Raw genomic sequence first — 18,997 nt, 5'->3', positions numbered from 1 at the left:
CTTCTTCGGTGCGCCGGTCTGTGATGGCATAGCCGACGGGGAGGGCTGTCCCCGCAGCACATCCGAGACCGGCCGGGACTGAGAGGGGGCTGGCGAATGGCGTCTACGCAGGCAAGGGCAGACAGCTACAGACACGCTTGAGATCGACGTGGCGTCGAGCCACGAGCGCAATCCCAAGTCCGGTCACCCGGCCAATTGTGCCAGATCACCTCGCCGATTCCGACATCCCATGGCTATTTCCCCCCGACTCGGGGGAAATGCGCAGGCAGGGCGATGTGTGGCGCTCGTCACGTCCTCTGGTAATGGGACACTGATGAGGTGAGTGGATCGATGACCGGCCGAGTGGAGCCTGTGGAATGAGCGGAAACGCGTTGGCTGCTGCGTTTGCGCTGCCGGACCATGCCCTGTCCGGAGTGGGGTCGCGTCCGTTCGGGATCTACATCCACGTCCCGTTCTGCGCGACGCGCTGCGGGTACTGCGACTTCAACACGTACACGGCGGGGGAGCTGGGCACCTCCGCGTCGCCGCAGTCCTGGCTGGAGGGTCTGCGTCGCGAGCTGGACGCGGCCGCCGCGATGCTCGGCGCCGATGGCGCGGTGCCCGCGGCGGAGACGGTGTTCGTCGGCGGCGGCACGCCGTCGCTGCTCGGCGGCGACGGGCTGGCCGACGTGCTTGGTGCGGTCCGCTCGAGCTTCGGCCTGGCCGCCGGCGCGGAGGTGACAACGGAATCGAACCCCGAGTCCACCTCGCCCGAGTTCTTCGACCGCCTGCGCGAGGCCGGGTTCACCCGCATCTCGCTTGGCATGCAGTCGGCGGCGCAGCACGTGCTGCGGATCCTCGACCGCACCCACACCCCGGGGCGCCCGGTGGCCGCCGCCGTGGAGGCACGCGCGGCGGGGTTCGAGCACGTGAATCTCGACCTGATCTACGGCACGCCCGGCGAGCGCGACGAGGACCTCGACGCGTCCCTTGACGCGGTGCTCGCCGCGGGCGTCGACCACGTCTCGGCGTACGCGCTCATCGTGGAGGACGGCACCGCGCTGGCCAGGAAGGTGCGACGCGGGGACCTGCCCGCGCCCGACGACGACGTCCTCGCCGCCCGGTACGAGCGGATCGACGAGCGCCTCGCCGACGCCGGGCTGAGCTGGTACGAGGTGTCGAACTGGGCGAAGGAGGGCGCCGAGTGCAGGCACAACCTGGGCTACTGGGACGGCGGTGACTGGTGGGGCGCGGGCCCAGGCGCGCACGGCCACGTCGGCGGGGTGCGCTGGTGGAACGTCAAGCATCCCGCCCGCTACGCCGATCAGCTTGCGGCGGGCGAACTTCCGGTGGCGGACAGCGAGCACCTCACCGCCGAGGATCGGCACATGGAGCGGGTGATGCTGACGCTGCGGCTGCGGTCCGGGCTGCCGGAGTCGGACCTGCGAGCGAGCGAGCTCGCCGCCGCCGAGCAGGCCGTCGCGGACGGGCTGCTCTCGCGCGCCGGTGACCGACTGGTGCTCACCGACCGCGGCAGGTTGCTGGCCGACGGCGTCATCCGGGACATCCTGAGCTGAACCCTAGGTACGCAACTCCGCCCGCCCGGGGATCCTGGGCGGGCGGGGTTGCGGCCGACTGGCTGCGGCCACGAACTGACGGGGGGCTCAGGAGGACCTGTTTCCCAGCAGCAGGTCGAGCAAGAGTTCCGTGTGGCTGGGACATGACTCCACACCGGTATCGAAACACGCCCCGTACATGTGATGGACGGAGCCTGCCGCCCTCCCGAGCGTCAGCACCAGGGCTGCCGGCAAATCGAGGAGGCTGTCGCGCTGGATGCCGCTCGCGCTGCCGGTGGCCTCCGCGGCCGATGCCGTACCCCCACCAAGGGCCAGGCCGCCGCCGAGCAGAGCCGCGGCGACGAGGACGGACGCGCCACGGCGCGCCAGAGATCGTGACATGAGATTCCTTCGTTCGAAGTGTGCTGGCTGGGTGGCCCACATCGGACGCCCCCCGATCGGTCAGATTAGGGCGAGTCAGACCGGCCGGCAGTTGAATTCGGAAATCGGCATCGTCACAGGTCAAACCGTTAAACGCAACCGGATATGGACTGCGGGTGGCGGGGCCGTTGGCGTCACCGACGGGTTCCGGAGAATCGGCGGCGAACGTCGCGGGCGACGATCGCCCGCAGCAGGCGGGCCGCGACCCGGCCCCGCGAGGGCGTATACGGGTACCACAGCGGTTCGTTGGTGAGGGTGGGGAACCGGGGCGCGGTGACGGCTTGCATCCGGCAGTACTTGTGCAGGCCCGAGGCGCCGCCGAAGCGCGCACCGATCCCGGAGCTCTTCCACCCGCCGTGCGGCAGCCCGAAGCAGAAGAGGTTGCTGAACATGTCGTTGACGTTCACCGCCCCGGCCTCGAGTCGTCGAGCGATGGCGTCTCCGCGCGAGCGGCTGCCGGTCCAGACGGTCGCGGACAGGCCGTAGACCGAGTCGTTGGCGAGCCGGACGGCCTCGTCCGCGTCGGCCACCCTCATCACGGGGATGGTGGGACCGAAGGTCTCCTCGGTCATGCAGGCCATGGTGTGGTCCACGTCGACCAGCACGGTCGGCTTGAAGAAGGTCCCCACCCCGGTTGGGGCGCCGCCGGTCAGCGCGGTGGCGCCGCGGGCGATCGCGTCGTCGACGTGACGGCGCACGATGTCGACCTGGTTCGCGTTCGCGAGCGCGCCGACGTCCGCGGAGTGGGAGTCGTCGTCGGCGCCCTGACGCAGCGACCGGACCTTCGCGGTGAGCAGCGCGACGAACTCGTCGTGCACGGACTCCTCGACGTACACCCGTTCGACCGAGATGCAGGCCTGGCCGGAGTTCATCAGCCCGCCCCACAGGATCCCGTTGGCCGCCCGCTCGAGGTCGGCGTCGGCCAGCACGATCGCGGCGTCCTTCCCACCGAGTTCGACGCTGCAGGGGATCAGGCGCTCGCCCGCCCGGGCGGCGATCTTGCGCCCGGTGGCCGTGGAACCGGTGAACTGCACCATGTCGACGGCGTCGACGACGGCCGCGCCGGTGTCCCCGCGGCCGGTGATGCAGGCCAGCACCGGCGGCGCGCCTATCTCGCGCCATCCGCGCGCCAGTTCGAGCGCGGACAGCGGGGTCACCTCGGACGGCTTGAGGATGACGGCGGCGCCTGCGAGCAGCGCGGGGATCACGTCCATGGCGGGCATCAGCAGCGGGAAGTTCCACGGCGTGATCACCCCGACCACCGGATGCGGGCGATATGTCTTGCGCTGCGACTTGGTGAGGCTGAACGCACCGGAGTTCGGGAGCTTCGCGTCGGCCAGGTCGCGCGGCGCGCGGGCGGCGTAGAAGTTGATGATCTCGGCGATCACCGGCACCTCGAGACCGGCCTCGGTCCGCGGCTTCCCGGTCTCGGACTGGAGCACATCCTCCAGGTGGGTCTCGTTGTCCAGCAACCAGTCCCGCAGTATGAACAGCCACCTGGCCCGACCCTTGGGTCCGAGGGCCTCCCAGGCCGGCTGCTGTGCGCGGAGTCCGTCGACCACCTCGGCGACCGAGTCGGGCTCTGTGTCGGGAACCGAACCGACCTCCTCGCCGGTCGCCGGGCAGTGAATGGTGACGGGCGGTCGGACGATCGTCGGCACCAGCTGGTCGATGCTCATCGCACACTCCTCGGTGGGGGTTGGCGTCGAGTATCGGCGCGATCGGAGCCGCGGCGCTTGGCCGATTCGGCCAACAACCACGGGCCTTTTGGGTCAGCGGCACAAGTGGGCAGGTGGCCGGGTCCGCGGCTCCCGGATTCGATCCAATCGGGATCTGTGGGATCTGCTTCGGCCGGGCCGCGCGTAGCCTGGGTGTGGAGCCGAAAGATGCACGATAAATCGCCTGCAGCGGGTGCGCCCGAACCGACGCGCCGGGTGTTGGCATTTCACGCCCGAACCCTCGACGAAGCGCGCGCGGCCGTCGGTCGGAATTACTACCCCCACCGGCTGGCCCAGCTCACCATGGACTCCGACCTCGACATGTCGCTACGCACTGTGCAGCTCGGTCCTGTGTCCGTGGGGCGGTTGTCGTACGGAGTGGACGTGAGCATCCACCTCGACGAGCTGGAAAGTGCCTACCACGTGAACATTCCGATGTCGGGCGGCATCGAGTCGGAAGCAGGCGGAGAGTCCGATGTGGTCACCCGCGGGCGTGCGTCCATCTACCTCCCGCATCGCTCCACCAGGATCACGCGATGGAGCGCGGACTGCGAGGTGTACGGCATCAAGTTCGACCGCGCCTACCTCGAGTCCGAGCTTCGCGCCCTACTCGGCCGGCCGGTCGGCAAACCGGTGACCTTCGACCCCGTGTTCGATCTGTCCAGCAAGTCGGGCGCGAGCTGGTTGGCTCTGGTCCGAACCCTCGCCGCGGAACTCGACGACGACAGCAGCCTGCTCTACAACGAGCTGGTTTCGAGCCGGCTGGTCGATGCCGTGACCACCGGTTTGCTGCTCACGGCGGCTCACGACAGCCGTGAACTCCTCGACTCGCCCGCCCACGCTGCCCGCCCGCGCACCATCAGTCGGGCCATCGATGCGATCCACGCGCATCCCGAGGATCCGTGGACCGTCAGCAGGCTGGCGATGCTGGTGGGCGTCAGCGTGCGCACCCTGCAGGACGGATTCCGGCGGTACGTCGGGGTCTCGCCACTGGCCTATCTTCGCGATGTGCGGCTCGAGCGGGCCCATGAGGACCTGATCCAGGCAGACCCGTCCGATGTCGCGGTCACCGATGTGGCCTATCGCTGGGGATTCCAGCACCTCGGCCGTTTCGCTCTCGAATACCGAAAGCGGTACGGGCAGCCGCCGTCGAAGACCCTCACCACGACGTAGCCCGGCCCGAAAACCCTGCGCGCTCGAAGTCCCTGCGCAATCGGGACATCCCCCGCGCTTCGGGGACAGTCTTCAGCCGCTGCTGCCTCTAACGTTGGCCCCATCGTTGCCGCTGGACAAAATCCTGGACACGCCCCCTCGGCTCCACGACCCGCGTGATCGTCCGGGTGCGGGCACATGGAAAGGCCGAACCTTGCTGCTGCCGATGGCGCCGACCGATTCGATGTTCCTGCTCGGCGAGTCTCGTGACCATCCGATGCATGTCGGGGGGCTCGCGCTGTTCGCTCCGCCGGATGGCGCCGATGGGTGCGATGTGCGGGCACTGCTCGATTCGTCCTTGGGTCGGGGCGATGTCGCGCCGCTGTTGCGTAAACGCGCCCGTCGGTCGGTGACCTCACTGGGGCAGTGGGGCTGGGAGACGGATGTCGACGTCGACCTCGGGCACCATGTGCGTCACGATGCCTTGCCGCGCCCTGGCGGGATCACCGAACTGCTGGAGCTGGTCTCCCGCTTGCATTCCGTGTTGCTGGACCGAAGCAGGCCGCTGTGGGAGATGCACCTCATCGAGGGCCTCGCTGATGGCCGCTTCGCGGTCTACACGAAGATCCACCACGCCCTCGCGGACGGCGTGTCGGCGATGAAGCTGCTGCGCCGTGGGCTCAGCGCGGACCCGGCGCGGCGAGCGATGCCCGCGCCATGGGAGCCGCTGGTGCGCGAGGGCGGCGCGCTGCGACTCGTCTCGGACCAGCCGGCGGGCGGTCCCGGACCCCTCGGCGTGCCTGCCACCGCGCTGCGTGTCGCTCGCGGCGCGCTCGGTGAGCTGGGAGGCCTCGTGCCCGCGCTCGTTGGCACCGTCGACCGGGCCTTGCACGGGCGTGGCGGATCGCTCTCGCTCTCTGCGCCCGGGTCGATGCTCAACGTGCCGATCGGTGGGGCCCGACGGTTTGCGGTGCGCTCCTGGCCGATCGAACGGCTACGGATGGTCGCCAAGCATGCCGAGGCGACCATCAACGACGTGGTGCTCGCGATGTGCTCAGGGGCGCTGCGCGGCTACATGGGCGATCTCGAGGCGCTGCCCGCCGACCCGCTGATCGCGATGGTGCCGGTCTCGCTGCGTGGCGAGCAGCGGGAGGGCAAGGCAGGCAATGAGATCGGGGTGCTGATGTGTAATCTCGCCACCGACCTCGCCGACCCGGCGAACCGCCTCGCGACCGTGACGGCCTCCATGCGCGAGGGCAAACAGGCACTGCGGGCGATGAGCTCGGCGCAGGCTCTGGCGATGAGTGCGCTCGGGGCCGCGCCGCTCGCACTGGGCATGTTCGGAATGGGCGGGCCGATCCGCCCGCCGAACGTGATGATCTCCAACGTTCCCGGGCCGGCTGAGCCCCTGTACTGGAACGGTGCCCGTCTGACCGCGCTGTATCCGCTGTCGATCCCGGTCGACGGACAGGCTCTCAACATCACCTGCACCAGTACCGATGACGAGATCGCGTTCGGGCTGACCGGCTGCCGGCGAGCGGTGCCGCTACTTCAGCCCCTGCTCGGTCGCCTCGACGACGAACTCTGCGCCCTCGAAAAGACTGTCGGCCTGTAGGCCGGGACAGGAGATCACATGAACCACCCATCAGCCGACCGGGCCCCCGTCCCTGCCGAACCGTCGACCTCCCGGCTCCGATCGTCGCCGGTGATCGCGCTCGGCTCCGGGATCTCGGCCTGCGCGCCCGCACTGATCGTGACCGGGTCCGTTGTCCTGTGCGCGGTCGTGGCTTTGTTCACCGTCGCCTGTGTCGGTTTCGCCGCCCTGATGATCTGAGCGAGGGCGGGGCCGAGCCGATCGATGAGCGCAGGCGGATCAGACCCCCCGGTCGGGTCAGCGAATCGCGTCGTAGTCGAAGACCCGGGCGTGCAGGACGACCCGGTTGCGCAGGGCGGAGCGGACCGCGCGGTGCAGACCGTCCTCGAGGTAGATCACGCCGTCCCAGAGCACCGCGTGCGGGAACAGGTCGCCGTAGAAGGTGGAGTCCTCGGACAGCAGCCGATCGAGCTCCAGGACCTTGGTGGTGGTCACGATCTCGTCGAGCCGCACCTGACGCGGCGGGATCTTGGACCAGTCGCGCATGGACAGCCCGTGGTCCGGGTACGGCTTGCCGTCCCTCACGCCCTTGAAAATCATCGGTGTTCCCGTCCCGGTAGTCGGGGGTGCGCGGCCGGCACCTGGCGCCGTTCGCGCACCACACACAGTAAGGCCTCGCGGGAAGAGCCCGGCAGGGCGATTAGACTGGTAGCCGGTCGCGGGGGTGTTAACCACGCCGACCGTGACGAATGGTCTCGCCGGACTTCCGGACGGGGGAGTCGGGTGACGGAGGTGGCCGCTATGTCGAGTACCGATGAACGACGCTTCGAGGTGCTGCGCGCGATCGTCGCCGACTACGTCGCCACCCAGGAACCGATCGGCTCGAAGGCCCTCGTCGAACGCCACAACCTGGGCGTCTCCAGTGCCACCGTCCGCAACGACATGGCCGTGCTCGAGGCAGAGGGCTACATCGCCCAGCCGCATACCAGCTCCGGCCGGGTGCCTACGGACAAGGGCTACCGGCAGTTCGTGGACCGGATCGCCGACGTCAAGCCGCTCTCGCCCGCCGAACGCCGCGCCATCCTGGAGTTCCTCGAATCCGGCGTCGACCTGGACGACGTGCTCCGCCGCGGGGTGCGGTTGCTCGCCCAGCTGACCCGGCAGGTCGCGGTCGTGCAGTACCCCACGCTCTCATCGTCCTCGGTCCGCCACCTCGAGGTGGTCGCGCTGACCCCGGCCCGGCTGCTGCTGGTGCTCATCACCGACTCCGGTCGCGTCGACCAGCGCATCGTCGAACTGGGTGACGTGATCGACGACGAGAACCTGTCCCGGCTGCGGAACCTGCTGGGTGGCGCGTTGGAGGGCAAGCGCCTGGCCGCCGCGTCGATCGCTGTCTCGGAGCTCGCGGCCGACGCCCCTGACCACCTGCGCGACGCCGTGGTCCGATCCGCGACCGTGTTGATCGAGACCCTCGTCGAGCACCCCGAGGAGCGGCTGGTGCTGGGCGGCACCGCGAACCTGACCCGCAACGCGGCGGACTTCACCGGGTTCCCCGGCTCGCTGCGATCCGTCCTCGAGGCCCTCGAGGAGCAGGTCATCGTGCTCAAGCTGCTCGCCGCCACCGGCGACGCGGGCAAGGTGACCGTCCGGATCGGTGAAGAGACCCAGATGGAGCAGATCCGCGGGACCTCGGTGATCACCACCGGCTACGGCGCGGGCGGCAACGTCTTCGGCGGCATGGGGGTGCTCGGCCCCACCCGGATGGACTACCCGGGAACAATCGCATCGGTCGCCGCCGTTGCGAGGTATATCGGCGAGGTACTCGCCGAGCGCTGACGTGCGTGCGCGGGCGGCCGCGAGCATGACTTTCACTGACAGCTGGAACTGATCGACAACGAGGACGAGAGACTTAACGTGGCACGGGATTACTACGGACTTCTGGGCGTCAGCACGAAGGCGACCGATCAGGAGATCAAGCGGGCGTACCGCAAGCTCGCCAGGGAGCTGCATCCCGACGTCAACCCCGACGAGGCGGCGCAGGCCCGATTCAAGGACATCTCGACCGCATACGAGGTGCTCTCCGATCCCGAGAAGCGGCGCATCGTCGACCTCGGCGGCGACCCGCTGTCGCAGGGCGGCGGGGGCGGCGGCGCCGGATTCGGTGGTGCCGGCTTCGGCGGCGGACTCGGCGACGTGTTCGAGGCGTTCTTCGGCGGCGGCGGCCAGACCAGCCGCGGACCGCGCGGCCGCGTGCAGCCCGGCGCCGATTCGCTGCTGCGGACCAAGCTGACCCTCGAGGAGTGCGCCACCGGCGTCACCAAGCACATCACCGTGGACACCGCGATCCTGTGCGACGCGTGCACCGGTGCCGGCACCAACGGCGACTCCAAGCCCGTGACCTGTGAGACCTGCCGCGGCGCGGGCGAGGTGCAGTCCGTCCAGCGCTCGTTTCTCGGCCAGGTGATGACCTCCCGTCCGTGCCCGACCTGCCGCGGCGCCGGCGAGACGATCCCGGACCCCTGCCACAAGTGCGGCGGCGACGGCCGGGTGCGTGCTCGCCGCGACATCGCGGTGAAGGTGCCGGTCGGTGTGAGCGGCGGCATGCGGATCCGGCTGGCCGCGCAGGGCGAGGTCGGCCCCGGCGGCGGCCACGCGGGTGACCTGTACGTCGAGATCATCGAGCAGCAGCACGACGTGTTCGTCCGCGACGGCGACGACCTGCACTGCACCGTCCGCGTCCCGATGGTCGACGCGGCGCTCGGCACCACCGTCACCGTCAACACGATCATCGACGGCCCGACGGAGATCACCATTCCCGCGGGCACCCAGCCGGGCAAGGTGGAGTCGGTCCGCGGGCACGGCATGCCGAAGCTGCGTTCCGGGGTGCGCGGCGACCTGCACGCGCACCTGGAGGTCGTGGTCCCCGCGCGCCTCGACGGCAAGCAGACCGCGGCGCTGAACGCGTTCAAGGACCTGCGCGACAAGGACCAGGCCGAGGTCGTCACCACCGCCTCGCAGCACAACGGCGGACTGTTCTCCCGCCTGCGCGACGCGTTCAGCGGTCGCTGACGGGTCGGGCGAACGTACATGGCCGCGACGGTGTTCTATCTGGACCCGCTGCCCGAGGTCGGCGCGGTCGCCGTGCTCGACGGCAAGGAGGGCAGGCACGCCGCCACGGTGCGCCGGATCCGGGTCGGTGAGCGGCTGGTGCTCTCGGACGGCCGGGGCGCCGTCGCGGACGCGGTGGTCGTCGAGGTCGGCAAGGACCGCCTCGACCTGGAGGTCACCGCCCGCGCCACCGTCCCGGCGGCCGCTCCTGCGGTGACGCTGGTGCAGGCGCTGCCGAAGGCGGAGCGCTCCGAGCTGGCCGTCGAGTTGGCCACCGAGGCGGGCATCGACGCGATCGTGCCCTGGCAGTCCGCGCGGTGCGTGGCCCGCTGGGAGGGCCCGAAGGCCGACAAGGGCGTCGCGAAATGGCGCGCGGTGGCGGCGGCCGCCGCGAAACAGTCACGGCGAGCACATATTCCGGAGGTTCTCGACTTGCACCGCACGCCCGCGGTTGTCGAGCGGGTGGCGGCCGCGGTGGCCGGTGGCGCCGTGGTCGCGGTGCTGCACGAGTCGGCCACGACGGCGCTGGCGGAGCTGCCGCTGGCCACGGCGGCCGAGATGTTGCTGGTGGTCGGGCCCGAGGGGGGCCTGGACGACGCGGAGGTCGACGCGCTGACCGCGGCGGGGGCGGTCGCGGTGCGCCTGGGCCCGACGGTGCTGCGGACCTCCACGGCGGGCGCGGTGGCGCTCGGCGCGATCGGCGTGCTGACCGACCGCTGGTCCGCGCGGCCCCTCCAGTGAGCGCCGGCGAACGCAGAATGTCTCAGCAGTAACCGTGCCCCGTCAACGCGTCGACTACGGACCCGAGCCGCAGCAGTTCGGGCACCTGTACCTGCCCGCCGTCCCGGTCGCCGAGCCGGTGCCGGTGGTGATGCTCCTGCACGGCGGCTATTGGAGCGCCGACTTCCACCTGAACCTGGCGACCGCCCTCGCCATCGAACTCGCCCGGCTCGGGGTGGCGTCGTGGAACGTCGAGTACCGCCGGGTCGGCGCGGGCGGCGGCTGGGAGCAGACCAGTGCCGACATCGAGGCCGCGCTGGCCGCGGTCGGCGGCGTGCTGCCCGCCCTCTCGCCGATCCCGCTCGACCTCGGCAACGTCCGGATCGTCGGTCACTCCGCGGGCGCTCAGTTGGCGTTGTGGGTTGCCGGGCAACGTGATTCCCCGGTTCGCCCCGAGCGGGTCGTCACGCAGGCGGGGGCGATGGACCTGGCCGCGCGCGCGGCCGGTCGCACCGCCGGGGCGGCGCTGCAGGCGTTCTTCGGCGCCCGGTACGAAGACGCGCCGCAGCTCTACCACGACGCCTCACCCGTGGACCGGGTCCCGATCGGTGTCCCGGTGGTCTGCATCCACGGCGCGGAGGACATCCAGGTGCCCGCCGCCGCCAGCCGCGCGTACCGGGACGCCGCCGCGGCGGCCGGGGACACGGTGGCGTTCTGGGAGGTGCCGGGCGAGGGGCACAACGACTTCCTCGCCCGCGGTTCCCGAAGCTGGGACCTGACCCTGCGGGCCCTGCTCGACGACGACCCCTGGTCCGCGCGCCCGGCGTGACTCAGGCGCCAGACCCAGGCCAGCCGGCCCCCGGCGCGGGCGCAGGCGTGCTGACCACAGTGCCGTCCCACGCCGTGTGGTCCATGAAGCGCTCGGCTCCCGGCCATTGCGCTGCGACGACGAAGAGCGTGCCGCCGTCGGCCCCGCCGAGGGCGCAGGCGAACGCGCCGCGGTCGAGCTGCACCCGGTCGAGGACCTGACCGCCCTCCGCGACGCGGACGCAGCACTGGTCGCCGACGTCGGCGTACCAGGCGGCGCCCTCGGCGTCGAGGCAGATGCCGTCGGGCGAGTGGTTGCCCACGTCGGCCCAGACGCGGCGGTTGGTCAGCGAACCGTCGGCCGCGATGTCGAAGGCGGTGAGCCGGTGACGGTAGGACTCGGCGACGATCAGCGTGGCGTTGTCGGCGGTGACCGCCATGCCGTTCGGAAAGGCCAGGTCCTCGGCGACCACGCGTGCCTGCCCGTCCGCGGTGACCAGTGCGACGAATCCTGGTGCGCTCTCGGCCGCGGGCGGGCCGGCGGCGAAGTCGAAGTTGACGTTGTTGACGTAGGTGTTGCCCCTGCCGTCGACGACGATGTCGTTGCTGCCGTAGGGCGAGAGCGCCGACAGGTCCGCGTAGCGCGTGAGGGTCCGGTCCGGCGACAGGCGGAGCAGCGCCCGCTCGGGGCCGGAGGCGAGCACCGGTGTCCCGTCGGGCAGGAAGTCGAAGCACAGCGGCAACGACCGATGCTCGACCACGGCCTCGATCCGTCCGTCAGGGTCGATTGCGTGGATCACCCCGGCCGTCCAGTCCGCGAACCACAGCCGGCCGTCGTGCCAGCGCGGGGATTCCAGCTGTCCGAACCCGCTCGCCAGTGTCTGCATCGTTCGCATGATCCGCCTCCTGTTGTGTCCCTGGGGAGGTAGACCCCCTGGCCGGGCGAAACTCATCGGTTCGAGGCCGCCCGCGCCGCCGGCTACGGTCGGTCGGTCGATTTGCCGGGCAGGATCACCGCCACCAGCACCGCGCCGACGGCGAGCGCGAGCCCGCCGGCCAGGCTCGCGCTCGCGATCGCGTCCGCGAACGAGGTGGAGGCGGCCTCGAGGAGCGGCTGCGCGTACGAGGCCGACAGCGGATTGCCCGCCAGCTCCTGCGCGACCAGTGCCGCGCCGCCGACCGACTCCCGGGAGACCTCCATCGCGTAGTCGGCCTGGGCGGCGAGATCCCCGCCGAGCTGGGGGAGCGGCGCGCCGTCGATGAAGCCGGCGATCGAGTCCTTGTAGCTCGCCGCCAGGATGGAACCGAGGATGGCGATGCCCAGCGATCCACCCAGCTCGATCGCGGTGTCGTTGAGGCCGCCCGCGGCGCCGAGGTCGCTGTCGGGGAAGCTGCCCATGATCGCGTCGGTGGCGGGCGGCTCGCTCAGGCCGATGCCGACCCCGAGCAGGACCAGCGGCACCAGGAAGTCGAGGTAGCCCGAGCCGCCGTCGACCCGCGTCAGCAGCAGCACGCCAGCCGCCGCGAGGACCATGCCCGCCACGATCGCGCTGCGCACGCCGATGCGCGGGGTGATCCGGCCGCTGACCACCGCACCCGCGGTCACCGCCGCGGCGAGGGGCAGCAACCGGACGCCGGTCTCGAGCGGGCCGTAGCCGAGCACGAACTGGAACTCCTGGGCGATGAAGTAGATCGCGCCGAACGCGGACAGGAACAGCAGCAGCACCGCGAGGGTCGAGCCGCCGACGCTGCGCTCGCCGAGCTTGCGCACGTTCAGCAGCGGCTGCGGGTGCCGCAGCTCCCAGGCGACGAACGCCGCGAGCCCGACCAGCGCGATGGCGGCGCCGACGAGCGGGCCTGCGCCCCAACCGAAGTGGAAGCCGTTGATGATCGCGTAGACGAGCGCCCCGATCGCGACGACCGACAGCAGGCCGCCGATCCAGTCGATGCGGCCCAGGCCCTCGGCGCGCGACGGCGGCACGAGGACGAGTGCGGCGACGGCCGCGACCGCGGCGATGGGGACGTTGATCAGGAAGGTCGCGTTCCAGGAGTGGCTCTCGAGGATCCAGCCCGCCAGCAGCGGCCCGAACGCGATGGCCAGCCCGGAGGTGGCCGCCCAGGCGGCGATCGCGCGGGAGCGCTCCGCCTTGGGGAAGGTCGCGACCAGCAGCGAGAGCGTCGCGGGCATGATGATCGCCGCGCCGACGCCCATGGTCATCCGGGCGGCGATCACCGCGGTCGTGGTGTCCGCGAGGCTGCCGAACACCGCGCCGCCGCCGAACACCAGCAGGCCGGTCAGCAGCGCGCCGCGGCGGCTGTACTTGTCGCCGATCACGCCTGCCAGCAGCATCAGCGCCGCGTAGGGCACGGTGTAGCCGTCGATGACCCACTGCAGCTGCGCGCTGGTCAGGCCGAGGTCCCGGGTCATGTCCGGCGCCGCCACGATGAGCGCGGTGTTCGCCATCACCACGATCAGCAGGCTCAGGCACAGCACGCCGAGCGCGGCCCAGCGCCAGCGGTAGGGCTGCTCCATCCAGGAGACCGGCTTGGTCGCGAGTGTTGTCATCGTCGGCGCTCCATTCGGCGGCGGCGGTCCGGCGTCCGGACCTATCTGCACATTGATGTGCAAGTTAATAGCTTGCACATCGCTGTGCAACTATGCTTGACGCAGATCACATCGGGCGGCGAGAGGGTGGATGCGACGGTGGCGGAGCCGGTGAGGCGTCGACGCAGCGAGGCGCGGGCCAATCGGACGCGCATCATCGACGCCGCGATCGGTGCCTTTGCCGCCGACCCGGACGCGAGCATGGACGACGTCGCGCGCGCGGCAGGCGTGGTCCGCCGCACGGTCTACGCGCACTTCCCCAGCCGGGAGGCGCTCGTCGAGGGCATTGCGGACGAGGCCTCGGCCGAGCTGGTCGCGTCCTTCGGTGCGGACGTTCCGGTGCCGGAACGACCCGACCTGGCGCTCGCCGTCCTCGCCCTGCTGACCTGGCCGGTCGGCGACCGGTTCCGGATGTTGCTGACCTTCGCGCGCAAGGAACTCGGCGAGCAGCGCATCCTCGACCTGATGGAACCGGCGCGGGCGCCGGCGATCGCCATGGTCGAGCAGGGGCAGCGCGAGGGGACCTTCTCGTCGTACCTGCCCGCCGGGCTCCTGGTCGCGATGACCGAGGCCGTCACGATGACCCTGCTCGATCAGGTCAACAAGGGCGGCGTCACCGATTCCGGGGAGTCGTTCGGCGTCGTCTCACTGGTGCTGCTCGGGGTCGCGCCCGATCGGGCGGCGGAGGTCGTCGACGAGGCACGGGCCTGGATCCGGGACGCCGCGGGCGCGCAGGTACCCGCGGCTGGCCCTGACCGGCGGTAATCGTGTGGGCGGCGCGAACGACCCGCGATAGACTGCGAGGTATCAGGGCGGCCCAGTCCGTCGGGACACGGAACCAGGAAAGCAGGCCATAGCTACCACGTGAGTGCAGACAGCGACATGGGCGATCAGTCGGACGACGCAGGGGGACGCGCTTCGCGCGCAGGGGCGAAGGCCAACGGCAGCCAGGACCGCCCAGCGCAGCGCACGGTGCGGTCGAGCATGGACGTCTCACCCGACGCGGTGCTCCCGCTGCTCGGTTCCTCGGATCAGAACCTCAAGGAACTCGAACGGGCCCTCGACGCAGACATTCACGTTCGTGGCAACGCGATCACCCTCACCGGCAGGGCCGCGGACGTCGCGCTGGCCGAGCGGGTGATCGGCGAGCTGATCGCCGTCGTCGCAGGCGGCAACACCCTGACCCCCGATGCGGTGCGGCGCAGCGTCGCGATGCTCACCGAGGGCGTCGCCGAATCGCCCGCGGAGGTACTGAGCCTGGACATCCTGTCCCGGCGGGGCAAGACCATCCGGCCCAAGACGGTCAACCAGAAGCGATACGTCGACGCGATCGACGCGAACACCATCGTCTTCGGCATCGGCCCCGCCGGCACCGGCAAGACCTACCTCGCCATGGCCAAGGCCGTGCAGGCGCTGCAGAGCAAGAACGTCAGCCGCATCATCCTGACCCGACCCGCGGTCGAGGCGGGCGAGCGGCTCGGGTTCCTGCCCGGCACCCTGCACGAGAAGATCGATCCCTACCTGCGGCCGCTGCACGACGCGCTGCACGACATGATGGACCCCGAGGCCATCCCGAAGCTCATGCAGGCGGGCGTCATCGAGGTCGCCCCGCTCGCCTACATGCGCGGCCGCACGCTCAACGACGCGTTCATCATCCTGGATGAGGCGCAGAACACCACGGCCGAGCAGATGAAGATGTTCCTGACCCGGCTCGGGTTCGGTTCCAAGATCGTGGTGACCGGCGACGTGACCCAGGTCGACCTGCCCGGCGGCGCCCGGTCCGGGCTGCGGGCTGCCTCGGAGATCCTGACCGACATCGACGACATCCACTTCGCGGAGCTCACCAGCGCGGACGTGGTGCGGCACCGCCTGGTCTCCGACATCGTCGACGCCTACGAGCGTTTCGAGACCGAGCGGATCGACGAGGTCAAGCTCGGCAACCGCTCGCAGCGCCGCGCGGCGCAGGCCCGCCCGTCGCGGCGCTGACGCCCACGTGAGCCACACCGCACCCGCCCATCCCCGCCGCAGGCGGCCCCGAGGAGAACGACTGTCATGAGCATTGAGGTATCCAACGAGTCCGGGATCGACGTCTCCGAGGGCGAGCTGATCAGCGTCGCGCGGTTCGTCATCGGCCGGATGGACGTGCACCCGGCGGCCGAGCTGTCGATGGTGCTCGTCGACCTCGACACGATGGCCGACCTGCACATGCGGTGGATGGACCTGCCCGGCCCGACCGACGTGATGTCCTTCCCGATGGACGAGCTCGAGCCCGGCGGTCGGCCCGACGCCCCCGAACCCGGACCGGCGATGCTCGGCGACATCGTGCTGTGCCCTGCCTTCGCCGCCGACCAGGCAGCCAAGGCGGGCCATTCCACCGCGCACGAGCTGGCGCTGCTGACCGTGCACGGTGTCCTGCACCTGCTCGGCTACGACCACGCCGAGCCGGAGGAGGAGAAGGAGATGTTCGCGCTGCAGAACAGCCTGCTCGCCGACTGGTACGACGAGCTGCGCCTGGCCGAGCGGGAGGCGGAACTGGCCGCCCGTGACAGCAGGCTGCTGGGCAAGACCGGGTTTGTCGACGGCCCCGAGCAGTGAGTGATGAGCTAGTCCAGATCCTGCTCGCCGCGATCCTGGTACCGCTCGGCGGGCTGTTCGCCGCCATCGACTCCGCACTCAACACGATCTCCCGGGCCAGGGTCGAGGACCTGGCCAAGGATGCGCGTCCGGGTGCGCAGCGCCTGCTGATGGTCGTGGCCGACCGGCCCCGGTACGTCAATCTCATGGTGCTGCTACGGATTCTGGCCGAGATCACCGCCACGGTCCTGCTCGCCGCCGCGCTCCTGGACATGCTCGAGCGGAGCTGGGCGCTACTGGTCACCGCGGTTGTCATGGTGCTCATCGACTACGTCGCGATCGGGGTGGGGCCGCGGACCATCGGCCGCCAGCATGCCTACTCGATCACGCTCGCCGCGGCGCTGCCGCTGCAGGTGATCGGCGTCCTGTTCTCCCCGATCAGCCGACTGCTCATCCTGGTCGGCAACGCGCTCACCCCAGGTCGGGGTTTCCGCAACGGCCCCTTCGCCTCCGAGATCGAGCTGCGTGAGCTGGTCGACATGGCGCAGGAGCGCGGGGTGGTGGCCGACGAGGAACGCCGGATGATCCAGTCCGTGTTCGAGCTCGGCGACACCCCCGCCCGCGAGGTGATGGTCCCGCGCACCGAGATGGTGTGGATCGAGGCGACCAAGTCCGCGGGTCAGGCGACCTCGCTTGCCGTCCGCAGCGGGCACTCCCGGATCCCGGTGATCGGCGAGAACGTCGACGACATCCTCGGCGTCGTGTACCTCAAGGACCTGGTCCAGAAGACGTACCACTCGACCGACGGCGGCCGGGGCGTCACCGTCGGGGAGGTGATGCGCCCGCCGGTGTTCGTGCCCGACTCCAAGCCGCTCGACAGCCTGCTCGCCGAGATGCAGCGCGACCGCAACCACATGGCGCTGCTGGTCGACGAGTACGGCGGCATCGCCGGGCTCGTCACCATCGAGGACGTCATCGAGGAGATCGTCGGCGAGATCGCCGACGAGTACGACATCGGCGAGATCGCGCCGGTGGAGGACCTGGGCGACGGTCGTTTTCGGCTCTCGGCCCGCCTGCCGATCGAGGACCTCGCCGAGCTGTTCGAGATGGAGATCGACAACGACGAGGTGGAGACGGTCGGCGGGCTGCTCGGCTACGCGCTCGGCCGGGTCCCGCTGCCGGGCTCGGAGGTCACCACCGACGGCCTGATGCTGCGTGCCGAGGGCGGCAGCGACGTCCGAGGCCGGGTCCGGATCAGTACTGTTCTTGCATGGAGAGCGCCCGAACCGGACGCCGACTCGGTCGGCGATGACGAGGGAGACGAGGGCCGACATGACTGAGCATCTCGACGAGGAGGACGCCAAGCTGGTGGTCCTCGCCCGCGGGGCGATGGGCCGAACCGGCGGCGCACAGGGCGCGGCGGTCCGGGACCTCGACGGTCGCACCTACGCCGCAGGCCCGGTCTCGCTCGACGCCCTGACCCTCACCGCATTGCAGGCCGCGATCGCCGCGGCCCTCTCGAGCGGGGCGGAGGGTTTCGAGGCCGCCGCGGTGGTGGGCGACCTGCCCGGCAGCGCCGCAGACATCGTCACCGCCGTCCGGGACAACGAGCCCGGGGTGCTCGCACTGACCGAGGTCACCGCCTCCGCCAAACTGATCGCCGCCCGAGCCGACGGCTCGGACCCCTATGTCATGGGCTGGGAGCCCTACCGACCCATTTCTGGAGATGCCCATGAGCACTGAGACCGAATTCCGTTCCGGCTTCGTCTGTTTCGTCGGACGGCCGAACACCGGCAAGTCGACGCTGACCAACGCGCTGGTCGGCAGCAAGATCGCGATCACCTCGTCGCGGCCGCAGACCACCCGGCACACCATCCGCGGCATCGTGCACCGCCCGCACGCCCAACTGATCCTGGTCGACACCCCCGGGCTGCACCGGCCCCGGACTCTGCTCGGTCAGCGACTGAACGACCTGGTGCGCGACACCTACTCCGAGGTCGATGCCATCGGTCTGTGCATCCCCGCGGACGAGAAGATCGGCCCCGGCGACCGCTGGATCCTCGAGCAGGTCCGCCAGATGGCGCCGAAGACCAAGCTGATCGGCATCGTCACCAAGATCGACAAGGTCAGCAAGCAGAAGGTCGCCGAGCAACTGGTGGCGCTGTCGAAGCTGCTCGGCCCCGAGACCGAGGTGATCCCGGTGTCGGCGGCGTCGGGGGAGCAGGTCGAGATGCTGGTCGATCTGCTGGCGAAGTCGATGGACGAGGGCCCGGCGTTCTACCCGGATGGCGAGATCACGGACGAGCCGGAGGAGACGCTGATGGCCGAGCTCATCCGCGAGGCCGCGCTCGAGGGGCTCGGCGACGAGCTGCCGCACTCGCTGGCCGTGGTGATCGAGGAGGTCATCGAGCGTGAGGGCCGCACCGAGAAGCAGGGCGAGATGCTCGACGTGCACGCGCTGCTCTACGTCGAGCGGCCCAGCCAGAAGGGCATCGTGATCGGCAAGGGCGGTGCCCGGCTGCGCGAGGTCGGCACCAAGGCGCGCACCCAGATCGAGAAGTTGCTCGGCACCCGGATCTTCCTGGAGCTGCACGTGAAGGTCGCCAAGGACTGGCAGCGCGACCCGAAGCAGCTCGGGCGCCTGGGGTTCTAGGTGTACTGCCCAGGGACGTTGGTCAAGCGGCTGAAGGGAACGTTCCTGCCGATGGCGGAGTGTTGCCGGTGGTGATTGTAGGTGTGCAGC

Annotated in this window: 20 protein-coding genes; 14 read left to right on the top strand and 6 right to left on the bottom strand. The window is 70.4% G+C overall.

Annotated features, from left to right (window positions below):
• Nucleotides 1-103: 103 nt before the first annotated feature.
• Complete coding sequence (locus ABIC28_RS25870; protein WP_354581628.1) at nt 104-187, bottom strand: Ms4527A family Cys-rich leader peptide; 84 nt, start codon at nt 185-187, stop codon at nt 104-106.
• Nucleotides 188-356: 169 nt separating this feature from the next.
• Between ABIC28_RS25870 and hemW the strand changes: the two genes are divergently transcribed.
• Nucleotides 357-1,556, top strand: coding sequence for a radical SAM family heme chaperone HemW (gene hemW / locus ABIC28_RS25865; RefSeq protein ID WP_354581595.1), 1,200 nt, complete (start codon nt 357-359; stop codon nt 1,554-1,556).
• A gap of 87 nt (nt 1,557-1,643) precedes the next feature.
• Here hemW and ABIC28_RS25860 read toward each other — a convergent pair whose 3' ends face one another.
• Both ABIC28_RS25860 and ABIC28_RS25855 read right to left on the bottom strand, forming a co-directional pair.
• Nucleotides 1,644-1,937 (bottom strand): hypothetical protein, encoded by a 294-nt coding sequence (locus ABIC28_RS25860; protein ID WP_354581593.1) that lies wholly within the window; start codon nt 1,935-1,937, stop codon nt 1,644-1,646.
• A 173-nt stretch (nt 1,938-2,110) separates the two neighbouring features.
• A complete protein-coding gene (locus ABIC28_RS25855; RefSeq protein WP_354581591.1) occupies nt 2,111-3,655 on the bottom strand; it encodes an aldehyde dehydrogenase family protein in 1,545 nt (514 codons plus the stop codon).
• Between the two features lie 207 nt (nt 3,656-3,862).
• On the opposite strand from ABIC28_RS25855, the gene ABIC28_RS25850 reads away from it, so the two are divergent.
• From ABIC28_RS25850 to ABIC28_RS25840, 3 genes are all read left to right on the top strand, one after another.
• Nucleotides 3,863-4,867, top strand: coding sequence for an AraC family transcriptional regulator (locus ABIC28_RS25850; RefSeq protein WP_354581589.1), 1,005 nt, complete (start codon nt 3,863-3,865; stop codon nt 4,865-4,867).
• 193 nt (nt 4,868-5,060) lie between these two features.
• A complete protein-coding gene (locus tag ABIC28_RS25845) occupies nt 5,061-6,461 on the top strand; it encodes a WS/DGAT/MGAT family O-acyltransferase (protein ID WP_354581587.1) in 1,401 nt (466 codons plus the stop codon).
• A gap of 18 nt (nt 6,462-6,479) precedes the next feature.
• Nucleotides 6,480-6,680, top strand: coding sequence for a hypothetical protein (locus ABIC28_RS25840; RefSeq protein ID WP_108168813.1), 201 nt, complete (start codon nt 6,480-6,482; stop codon nt 6,678-6,680).
• A gap of 57 nt (nt 6,681-6,737) precedes the next feature.
• On the opposite strand, the gene ABIC28_RS25835 is transcribed toward ABIC28_RS25840, so the two are convergent.
• The gene (locus ABIC28_RS25835) at nt 6,738-7,040 is read right to left on the bottom strand and encodes a type II toxin-antitoxin system VapB family antitoxin (protein ID WP_077042050.1); all 303 of its coding nucleotides are present in this window, start codon (nt 7,038-7,040) and stop codon (nt 6,738-6,740) included.
• 201 nt (nt 7,041-7,241) lie between these two features.
• Between ABIC28_RS25835 and hrcA the strand changes: the two genes are divergently transcribed.
• The 4 genes from hrcA to ABIC28_RS25815 all read left to right on the top strand — a co-directional run bounded on the left by hrcA (nt 7,242) and on the right by ABIC28_RS25815 (nt 11,097).
• Nucleotides 7,242-8,276 (top strand): heat-inducible transcriptional repressor HrcA, encoded by a 1,035-nt coding sequence (hrcA, locus tag ABIC28_RS25830; protein ID WP_077042049.1) that lies wholly within the window; start codon nt 7,242-7,244, stop codon nt 8,274-8,276.
• A gap of 78 nt (nt 8,277-8,354) precedes the next feature.
• Entirely contained in the window at nt 8,355-9,509 is a 1,155-nt protein-coding gene (dnaJ, locus tag ABIC28_RS25825; RefSeq protein WP_097211377.1) for a molecular chaperone DnaJ, read from the top strand.
• Between the two features lie 18 nt (nt 9,510-9,527).
• Nucleotides 9,528-10,289, top strand: a complete 762-nt coding sequence (locus ABIC28_RS25820) for a 16S rRNA (uracil(1498)-N(3))-methyltransferase (RefSeq protein WP_354581584.1) — start codon at nt 9,528-9,530, stop codon at nt 10,287-10,289.
• Nucleotides 10,290-10,323: 34 nt separating this feature from the next.
• Entirely contained in the window at nt 10,324-11,097 is a 774-nt protein-coding gene (locus tag ABIC28_RS25815) for an alpha/beta hydrolase family protein (RefSeq protein WP_354581582.1), read from the top strand.
• Nucleotide 11,098: 1 nt separating this feature from the next.
• Here the strand turns inward: ABIC28_RS25815 and ABIC28_RS25810 are convergent, their stop codons facing one another.
• Both ABIC28_RS25810 and ABIC28_RS25805 read right to left on the bottom strand, forming a co-directional pair.
• Nucleotides 11,099-11,971, bottom strand: coding sequence for an SMP-30/gluconolactonase/LRE family protein (locus ABIC28_RS25810; protein WP_354581580.1), 873 nt, complete (start codon nt 11,969-11,971; stop codon nt 11,099-11,101).
• 83 nt (nt 11,972-12,054) lie between these two features.
• Nucleotides 12,055-13,641 carry an MFS transporter gene (locus ABIC28_RS25805; RefSeq protein ID WP_354581578.1) on the bottom strand — a complete coding sequence of 529 codons (1,587 nt, stop codon included), beginning with the start codon at nt 13,639-13,641 and terminating at the stop codon, nt 12,055-12,057.
• 138 nt (nt 13,642-13,779) lie between these two features.
• On the opposite strand from ABIC28_RS25805, the gene ABIC28_RS25800 reads away from it, so the two are divergent.
• The 6 genes from ABIC28_RS25800 to era all read left to right on the top strand — a co-directional run bounded on the left by ABIC28_RS25800 (nt 13,780) and on the right by era (nt 18,907).
• Nucleotides 13,780-14,445 carry a TetR/AcrR family transcriptional regulator gene (locus tag ABIC28_RS25800; RefSeq protein ID WP_354581576.1) on the top strand — a complete coding sequence of 222 codons (666 nt, stop codon included), beginning with the start codon at nt 13,780-13,782 and terminating at the stop codon, nt 14,443-14,445.
• Nucleotides 14,446-14,664: 219 nt separating this feature from the next.
• Nucleotides 14,665-15,666 carry a PhoH family protein gene (locus tag ABIC28_RS25795; RefSeq protein ID WP_354581626.1) on the top strand — a complete coding sequence of 334 codons (1,002 nt, stop codon included), beginning with the start codon at nt 14,665-14,667 and terminating at the stop codon, nt 15,664-15,666.
• A gap of 66 nt (nt 15,667-15,732) precedes the next feature.
• A complete protein-coding gene (gene ybeY, locus ABIC28_RS25790) occupies nt 15,733-16,275 on the top strand; it encodes an rRNA maturation RNase YbeY (RefSeq protein ID WP_097211371.1) in 543 nt (180 codons plus the stop codon).
• On the top strand, nt 16,272-17,594 hold the full coding sequence (locus ABIC28_RS25785) for a hemolysin family protein (protein WP_097211370.1): 1,323 nt from the start codon (nt 16,272-16,274) through the stop codon (nt 17,592-17,594). Before ybeY ends, ABIC28_RS25785 begins: the two co-directional genes overlap by 4 nt.
• Nucleotides 17,587-17,997 (top strand): cytidine deaminase-like protein, encoded by a 411-nt coding sequence (locus ABIC28_RS25780; protein WP_051636960.1) that lies wholly within the window; start codon nt 17,587-17,589, stop codon nt 17,995-17,997. Before ABIC28_RS25785 ends, ABIC28_RS25780 begins: the two co-directional genes overlap by 8 nt.
• Nucleotides 17,987-18,907 carry a GTPase Era gene (gene era / locus ABIC28_RS25775; protein WP_077042041.1) on the top strand — a complete coding sequence of 307 codons (921 nt, stop codon included), beginning with the start codon at nt 17,987-17,989 and terminating at the stop codon, nt 18,905-18,907. The genes ABIC28_RS25780 and era overlap by 11 nt, the downstream gene beginning before the upstream one ends.
• Nucleotides 18,908-18,997 lie beyond the last annotated feature (90 nt).

Origin of the sequence: Rhodococcus sp. PvR044, from assembly GCF_040548995.1 — a bacterium.
Classification (GTDB): Bacteria; Actinomycetota; Actinomycetes; order Mycobacteriales; family Mycobacteriaceae; genus Rhodococcus_G; species Rhodococcus_G oryzae.
The sequence above is the reverse complement of the archived record's forward strand: the minus strand, read 5'-3'. Positions and strand labels throughout refer to the sequence as shown.

What these genes read in the sequence shown, in the direction of transcription:
- ABIC28_RS25860 (WP_354581593.1), bottom strand. Translation starts at nt 1,937, where the DNA reads ATGTCACGATCTCTGGCGCGCCGTGGCGCGTCCGTCCTCGTCGCCGCG.
- ABIC28_RS25805 (WP_354581578.1), bottom strand. Translation starts at nt 13,641, where the DNA reads ATGACAACACTCGCGACCAAGCCGGTCTCCTGGATGGAGCAGCCCTAC.
- ABIC28_RS25780 (WP_051636960.1), top strand. Translation starts at nt 17,587, where the DNA reads ATGACTGAGCATCTCGACGAGGAGGACGCCAAGCTGGTGGTCCTCGCC.
- ABIC28_RS25850 (WP_354581589.1), top strand. Translation starts at nt 3,863, where the DNA reads ATGCACGATAAATCGCCTGCAGCGGGTGCGCCCGAACCGACGCGCCGG.
- ABIC28_RS25820 (WP_354581584.1), top strand. Translation starts at nt 9,528, where the DNA reads ATGGCCGCGACGGTGTTCTATCTGGACCCGCTGCCCGAGGTCGGCGCG.
- ABIC28_RS25855 (WP_354581591.1), bottom strand. Translation starts at nt 3,655, where the DNA reads ATGAGCATCGACCAGCTGGTGCCGACGATCGTCCGACCGCCCGTCACC.
- hrcA (WP_077042049.1), top strand. Translation starts at nt 7,242, where the DNA reads ATGTCGAGTACCGATGAACGACGCTTCGAGGTGCTGCGCGCGATCGTC.
- ABIC28_RS25840 (WP_108168813.1), top strand. Translation starts at nt 6,480, where the DNA reads ATGAACCACCCATCAGCCGACCGGGCCCCCGTCCCTGCCGAACCGTCG.
- ybeY (WP_097211371.1), top strand. Translation starts at nt 15,733, where the DNA reads ATGAGCATTGAGGTATCCAACGAGTCCGGGATCGACGTCTCCGAGGGC.
- hemW (WP_354581595.1), top strand. Translation starts at nt 357, where the DNA reads ATGAGCGGAAACGCGTTGGCTGCTGCGTTTGCGCTGCCGGACCATGCC.
- era (WP_077042041.1), top strand. Translation starts at nt 17,987, where the DNA reads ATGAGCACTGAGACCGAATTCCGTTCCGGCTTCGTCTGTTTCGTCGGA.
- ABIC28_RS25835 (WP_077042050.1), bottom strand. Translation starts at nt 7,040, where the DNA reads ATGATTTTCAAGGGCGTGAGGGACGGCAAGCCGTACCCGGACCACGGG.
- ABIC28_RS25795 (WP_354581626.1), top strand. Translation starts at nt 14,665, where the DNA reads ATGGACGTCTCACCCGACGCGGTGCTCCCGCTGCTCGGTTCCTCGGAT.
- ABIC28_RS25810 (WP_354581580.1), bottom strand. Translation starts at nt 11,971, where the DNA reads ATGCGAACGATGCAGACACTGGCGAGCGGGTTCGGACAGCTGGAATCC.